3 protein-coding genes are annotated in these 5,600 nt (G+C 40.8%); all 3 read left to right on the forward strand.

What is annotated here, in order from left to right:
* Positions 1–202: 202 nt before the first annotated feature.
* Positions 203–337, forward strand: a complete 135-nt coding sequence (locus tag HMPREF9078_RS12315) for a phosphinothricin acetyltransferase (RefSeq protein ID WP_369797101.1) — start codon at positions 203–205, stop codon at positions 335–337.
* A gap of 150 nt (positions 338–487) precedes the next feature.
* On the forward strand, positions 488–1,870 hold the full coding sequence (locus HMPREF9078_RS03070) for a glucoamylase family protein (protein WP_009419284.1): 1,383 nt from the start codon (positions 488–490) through the stop codon (positions 1,868–1,870).
* A 310-nt stretch (positions 1,871–2,180) separates the two neighbouring features.
* On the forward strand, positions 2,181–4,985 hold the full coding sequence (locus HMPREF9078_RS03075; RefSeq protein WP_034542670.1) for a triple tyrosine motif-containing protein: 2,805 nt from the start codon (positions 2,181–2,183) through the stop codon (positions 4,983–4,985).
* Positions 4,986–5,600 lie beyond the last annotated feature (615 nt).

The raw sequence follows: 5,600 nt of genomic DNA on the forward strand, positions 1-5,600 counted from the left end.
GGACGATTGGTATAGAAAGGGTATATAAGTTGTTAATTCATAGCATAATACAGCAACACAAAAAATGGTAAAAACGGGGTTTTGAGGCGAAAGAAAGAGGAATAGGTGATAGGCCTTAGGCCATAGGCACTAGGGGCAGTGTGACGGAAAATCAAAAGAAACCTCCTCCTAGCCCCTTCAATGAGGGGGAATGTGACGAGTCATTTATTCGGTAAGCCCCCGAACCCCCGAAGGGAGACAAGCTGGAAAAGGAGACAAACCTCCCCCCTTACACATACTTTGCTTTCGTGGGGCACATACCCAGCTATTGCTGGCTACCTTCAAAGGAGGGAATTAGTGATGGATAGGAACACGAGCTACAAGCTCGCACTAGCGGGGAGATAAGTAGCTGATGTTGCTAGATTGCACAGATTGCAATATAAATATAACTGTAAATCAGTATTAATATTATATTGAATTGATGTTAAAATAGAAAAATATACAAAATATGAAGCATTTCAAACAGATAAATAGAACATTTTTTGTGCTTCTTATTGCATTCTGCGCGTCGTGCAGTTGCAGTAAGGACAGTAAGAAAGGGGGTAATACGCCTACCCCTAAACCACCTGTTGAAAAGAACCGTCCGATGGAATTTGCTTCCGACGATGCTTTCTTGGATTATATTCAGCGTTCGCACCTCAACTATATGTGGGACGGAGCCGAACCTAACTCGGGGTTAGCCCCTGAGCGCAATCATATAGATGTGCCTTCCGATGATGCACATATCGTCACTACGGGAGGTTCGGGCTTTGGGATTGCAGGGCTATTGGTGGGTGTAGAACGCGGTTTTATCCCTCGTGCTGAGGCAGTAGAAAGATTTAAAAAAATCGTAACTTTCTTAGAGAAAGCCGACCGCTATCACGGTGTATGGTCGCATTGGATAGACGGTCGTACGGGTAAAACCAAACCTTTCGGACAAAAAGACAATGGGGGAGACCTTGTAGAAAGTGCCTTCTTGATGGAGGGATTGCTCTGCGTGCGTCAGTATTTTAAAGATGGCAACGATGCCGAAAAAGCCTTAGCTTCTCGCATTGATAAACTATGGCGTGAAATGGAATGGGACTGGTACTTAAACGGACAAGATGTGCTCTATTGGCATTGGAGTCCTGATTATGCTTGGCAGATGAATTTTCCTCTGAAAGGTTATAACGAGTGCCTGATTACCTATATTTTGGCAGCTGCTTCGCCAACCCATACCATTCCTGCTTCGGCTTATCACAACGGTTGGGCACGTGGAGGAGCTATTAAAAGCACTCAGGTAACTTATAATTTGCCACTTATTCTCAAACACAACGGCGCAGAACAATACGGAGGTCCGCTATTTTGGGCGCATTATTCGTATATAGGATTGAACCCCAAAGGGCTCAGTGATGATTACGCCAATTACTGGGATTTGAATCGCAATCACACCCTTATTAACTACAAATATTGCCTAGAAAACCCGAAAGGTTATAAAGGTTATGGGGCGAACTGCTGGGGACTTACCGCCAGTTATTCAGTGAAAGGGTACTCAGCCCACAGCCCTAGTAACGATTTAGGGGTAATCGTGCCTACTGCTGCACTTTCCAGTTTTCCTTATACCCCTCAAGAATCAATGGCTGCGCTCAAGCATTTCTATTACGATTTGGGCGATACTATTTGGGGTAAATACGGATTTTACGACGCTTTCAGCGAGCAAGCGGTATGGTATCCTAAGCGTTATTTAGCAATCGACCAGCTCACTATTGCCCCGATGATAGAAAACCACCGCACAGGCTTCGTATGGAAACTCTTTATGAGTTGCCCCGAAGTGCAGGAGGGATTAAAGAAACTCAATTTTAAGGTGCAGTAAAAAAGATAAAAGATAGAGCCTAACATTATCTTATATCTAACCTAACCAGAAGTTTATTACTAACAGTGTTTTGAAAATTAGGTTTTAACAAAGGGCGATGTTCACACATCGCCCTTTGTTTGATTAATGACTAAAAATAAAGAACACCAATTTTAATACAATAATACCAAAAATACCAATAATACCAACTCAGAGGCGAATGATGAGGGAGAAATAAGCGAAAAGAGACTTTCATTGAAAATAGAGGATGTTTTTTGGAATATTCAAAATAAAATAGTTATCTTTGCCAGCAACTAAACTTTAATACCTTATGCGTATGCGTGTTTTTCTGTGTGTTTTGATGGGGTGGTTTGTAGGGACGATACACGCTCAGTTATTGCCACCTATCTATAACTACGCTCCTTCGGTATACTCGGGTGAGAGTCAGAATTGGAAAATATGTCAAGCGATAAATCAAAAGATATATTTTGCTAACAATATAGGTCTATTGGAGTTCAATGGGGTGGTATGGCAACATTACCCCTTGCCCAATGGGGCGATAGTGCGCGCCGTAAACGCCAAAGGTAATACTATCTATACGGGTGGCTTTGCTGAATTTGGTTATTGGCAAGCAGATGCTTTCAACCGTTTGCAATACACTTCGCTAAGTAAACGCTTGCCACCTAAGGATATAGAAGATGAAGAGGTATGGAAAATTGTTTTTTTTGACCATTGGGTGCTCTTCCAGTCGTTGCACAAACTTTATATTTATGACTCTCAGCACGACCGCTTTCACATTGTGCATTCGCAAAACAACCTACCTAAAATCTTCAAAGTGGGCGAGCATATCTTCTTTCAAAAGATGAATGAGGGGCTTTTTGCTCTTGTGAATGGTAAAGAGGAGTTGCGTTCGGGAGCATCTCTTTTCCGCGAGCATATTGTTATTAATATCTTCCCCTATAAAGGTAAGTTTCTATTTGTTACCCAAGACAAAGGCATTTACGAAGGAACACCTGCTGAGGTGAGACCTTGGCAAGTGAGTACAGGAGCGCTTACTTCTTCCCTAAATATTTACAGTTGCGAACAACTCTCTGATGGTTCTATCTTGTTGGGGACGATTGCCAATGGTGTATACCGATTATCGCCAGAAGGACAACTGTGGGAGCACCTTCATCAGAAGCAAGGCTTGCAAAACAACACGGTGCTTTCTATCTTCGAGGACAAAGAACACAATGTGTGGTTAGGCTTAGACAATGGCATTAGTATGGTGAATTTCTTTTCGCCTTTCCGCCAGTATAAAGATAACGAAGGAGTGTTAGGAGCCGTTTATACGTCTATTGTTTACCAAGGTGATTTGTATTTGGGCACCAATCAGGGGCTTTTTTATGCGCCTTTTCCTTTGAAAGCAGGTCAGCCATTTCAGTTGGTTGAAGGTACTAAAGGACAAGTGTGGCAACTGAAAGAACTACAAGGCACTTTGTTTTGTGGGCACAATTCAGGTACGTTTGTGATAAACAACCATCGAGCACAGTTGGTGTGTAATGTTTTGGGTACTTGGGATATTAAACCTGTGGAAGGACACCCTAATTGGCTCTTGCAAGGCAATTATGAAGGTTTATACCTTTTGGAACTGAAAGAAGGGCGTTGGCAATACCGTAATAAGATAACAGGATTCAACGTATCGAGTAGGTTTTTTGAGTTTATTTTGCCTACTGAACTATTGGTAAGTCACGAGTACAAAGGCGTGTTCCGGTTGCAACTCTCCCCTGATTTTACCAGAGTACTCCAAGTGCACAAAGAGACTTCTGCCCCAATGGGACGCAAGTCGGCGATTGCTAAATACCGCAATGAGATTTGGTATTTCACCGAAAAAGGCTTGTTTAAATATGATATTACCGCACGTAAGTTTGTGCAAGATGAAAGCTTTACCCATCGGCTGTTCGACCAAGATGCCTACTTATCGGGCACTATGTTACGGGGTAAAGAGGACGGATTGTGGTTTTTTACCCAATACAATATAGTGAAGGTGAGTCAGGGTAAGTTAGACAAGGCACTTCAGCTGAAAAAGATGCCTCTCTCGGCTGCTTTTCGCAAGGATTTGGTAGGTTTTGAGAACCTCAATGAGTACCGAGAAGGAGATTGCCTCTTGGGTACGAGTACCGGCTTTATGGATTTTGCGTTTAATCCGTCGCACCATACTGCTTATGAGGTGCATATAGACCATATATACAAAAGCAAAGTGGAAGGCATATGGCAACCAATTGCTCTTAACAGTGCTGATAACCGTTGGGCGTACAACCAGAATAATCTGCGTTTTAGCTATAGTGTGCCTGCCTATAATGCGATGTTTCAAACTGTATATCAATATAAATTAGAGGGACTCTACGGGCACTGGAGTGACTGGAGCAAGGAGGCAAGTGTGCAGTTTGATAATCTGCCTGCGGGTGATTATACTTTTTTAGTAAGAGCCAAAGTGGGGAATGCTATTTCGCTCAATACGTGTACTTTTCACTTTGTAATTGAAAAACCTTGGTATGCTACTAATGTGATGATAGCTACCTGTATAGGACTCTTACTGCTTTTGCTTTTTATTATCCACCGTGTGTATAGAGTTCATTACAAGCGTCATAAGAAGAAAGTAGAACAAGAAAAAGAGAAAGAACTCGCCCTATTGCAATTGGAAAATGACCGCACGGTAATGAAACTCCAAAACGATAAGCTCCAGAGTGAAGTGGAGAGCAAGAACCGCGAGCTGGCGGTGACTACGATGAACATCGTGCGCAAGAATGAACTACTGATGAGCATCAAAGAGGCTCTTTTGAATAGTGGCAATAGCAAAGAAGTGTTACACATTGTGGAAGATAACATCAACAGCGAAGGCGATTGGGAGCATTTTCAAGAAATCTTTAATCAAACTGACCGCGACTTCCTTAATCGGCTTAAATCACTTCACCCTGACCTTACTCCTAATGACATCAAACTATGCATTTACCTGCGTTTGAACCTTTCGAGTAAAGAAATTGCTCCACTACTGAACATCTCTACTCAAAGTATAGAGATAAAGCGCTACCGCTTACGCAAAAAGATGCGTTTAGAGCGCAATCAGAACCTTACCGATTACATTCTAAAGCTCTAAATTAATGATTAATGGTACGAGCCACACAGGCAGATGTGAGTCGTACGAGTGAGTAGAAAACATAAATTGATTTTCTTAAAAAAAAATATATACATTACCTATACAACACCTCTTTTTAAGAGGTGTTTTTTATTTGTTGTTACCTTTACATAGATTTTTTGTATATAAGTTTAAATGTAAGATTTACAATGGTTTGTTTTGTAATTCTCGTTAATAGTAACTATACATTTACGTTAAAAATACTCCTTGTATATTTTTTGTATAGGTAAAATATTTTGTGTATTGAATAATTGCGTTTATCTTTGTTGCGTGATTGAAAGAGAAATAAAGGAAAGAGAAAGTAATACCGAGTTAATGTCAAAAATGCCAATAATACTGATTGAAAAGTATAAATTTAGAGAGAGTAGGAAAAAGCAACTGAAAAAGGTGATTTGTTGTTTTGAAATTAAGGCTGTAATTTATCCTTTTTGAGATAAAACTTATCAAAAGTTACCACGGGGAATGGAAGAACGAAAGCGCACGAAAATTATTCTTAACTTTATCCCAAAAAAGAGAGGGATTTTTACTAGATGAATGATGGACTTAGCTTATAGAGAGCTTATAGGAAGCTTATAC

Origin of the sequence: Capnocytophaga sp. oral taxon 380 str. F0488, assembly GCF_000318255.2 — a bacterium.
Classification (GTDB): domain Bacteria; phylum Bacteroidota; class Bacteroidia; order Flavobacteriales; family Flavobacteriaceae; genus Capnocytophaga; species Capnocytophaga ochracea.

Coding starts and splice junctions, on each gene's coding strand:
- HMPREF9078_RS03070 (WP_009419284.1), top strand. CDS start 488: ATGAAGCATTTCAAACAGATAAATAGAACATTTTTTGTGCTTCTTATT.
- HMPREF9078_RS03075 (WP_034542670.1), top strand. CDS start 2,181: ATGCGTATGCGTGTTTTTCTGTGTGTTTTGATGGGGTGGTTTGTAGGG.